Origin of the sequence: Phascolarctobacterium succinatutens YIT 12067 (genome assembly GCF_000188175.1) — a bacterium.
GTDB classification, from domain to species: domain Bacteria; phylum Bacillota; class Negativicutes; order Acidaminococcales; family Acidaminococcaceae; genus Phascolarctobacterium_A; species Phascolarctobacterium_A succinatutens.
In genome coordinates this window covers 1-1,641 of sequence record NZ_GL830856.1, presented here as the reverse complement: position 1 = coordinate 1,641, position 1,641 = coordinate 1, and the positions used below count along the sequence as shown (strand labels likewise).

General features: G+C 39.5%; 1 protein-coding gene. It reads right to left on the bottom strand.

Translation table 11 applies throughout. From position 1 onward, the window contains the following. Nucleotides 1-107: 107 nt before the first annotated feature. Nucleotides 108-1,529, bottom strand: coding sequence for an ISLre2 family transposase (locus tag HMPREF9443_RS01825; RefSeq protein ID WP_050787089.1), 1,422 nt, complete (start codon nucleotides 1,527-1,529; stop codon nucleotides 108-110). Between the last annotated feature and the right edge of the window lie 112 nt (nucleotides 1,530-1,641).

Here is a 1,641-nt window from a genome sequence, read left to right as displayed (position 1 = left end):
GGCCGCGTCAGTTTACTGTAGGAATCAAAAGGACAGACTCCACCAATTTTGTCTTACTAATTAAGTTATTCGAGCTTGGCATACCATTCGAGGGCCGCCAAGCATTCTCAAAGTCTAACTTGGTGTTGGAACCACATCTTTTTAATGGTCTGGGAGCTTACTCCACACTGAATTCCATCAAAATATTTACCATAGGGTCTGCGAGCTTTGTTTTCAAAAGCAATCATTTGTTGTGGTGTAAAGCAAATCTCATCTTCTTCGATTTCAATAGGCTTCTTTTGGAATCTAACAAGATCTATCATCTTTCCGCCGTTCAAGCTGTATGCTCTGAGCCTTGCCATTGCATCAGCACCTACCAAACTCCACGCCATTGGCCTACTACTCATTCTAGCGCTCAATACATGGCTCACATGCCCTTCTGCGCTGCATGCCACCAGTCCTTTGGCCCTACTTAATCTAGCTTGGGCAGCTTTGAAATTATTCAGAAGATAATCTAGACCATCCAATAGCCTCTTCTCATCCGCTTTGGTATCCGTTCCTTCTGCTATTTTCTTTACTAATTTCTGCAATTCTTTTGGTTTTCCTGCTGCAATCAGAGAACAAATTCTACTTCTTGCGTCTCCTGCTGCTCCTTTAAGGCATGCTGTCATCCTAAACAGGGTTTGGTTAAGATGAAAACCATCCAAAACATATTTAGACTTATCTAGGTGTGACAAGGCTGTTTTTATCCACATACCTCCATCCGCATTTATATAAATTCTTTTTATCTTATCTAAATCATAATGTTGTTCAATATATCTATATACTTGTACCCATAACCTTTTATTCTCCTTGCCTGAATATAGGCCACAGAAGTAGTGTGGATTTACTAATCTCCTGCGTTTGCTTCCAGGATATTCAGACTCTATGCCTTCGTAGACATATACCATTTTGGTAATTGTAGAATGCAATTCTCCTGCCTTCTGTAATGCAATATGGTCCTCGTCAGCATCTACATAAAGGTATTTTACTACCTTTTTCTCCCCGCTATATTTCTCTTTGGGGAAATGCAACTCATGGACTATGTCCATAACGGCCTGTTTGCTCACCATATCCAGAATGCTGGCGTTTTCACCTGCTTTCCGGTAAGAGGTCTGAGAAGCTTCTTTAAGGATACATGCCTTGGCGTCCTCACTAATACGTTCATGGCTCTCTATCTTTAGATATTTATCTAAAAGATACTCGCTCTTGCCAGTTGCCTTATGTTTAAATAGAGTTTTATGAAATATAATTGGTCCCATGGAAGTAAGTAGCTGCTTCAAGTCAGTACGAACTACATGCCATTTCTGCTTTCTTGCTTCACTTTCTACGAGGAATTGGTTGCAATCCTCCAACGTCTCAGAAATAATATCCAGACCAAACTTCAGAACTTCTTGTTGAACATCGTTAACAAAGCTAGCTATGTCTTCCGGATGGGAAATAAATTTTTCAATAGCTTTTTGCAAATTATAAGTGCCAAATGCGACAAAACGTTGTATACTAGTATGCAAAGAGAACACCTCCATTGTGTATTTGTTTTTGTTTGGTCACTTAATCATAACACAATTTGGTGTTCTCTTTCATTTTTATTTCCCGTTTTTCCTACAAAAACTTTACGCTAGC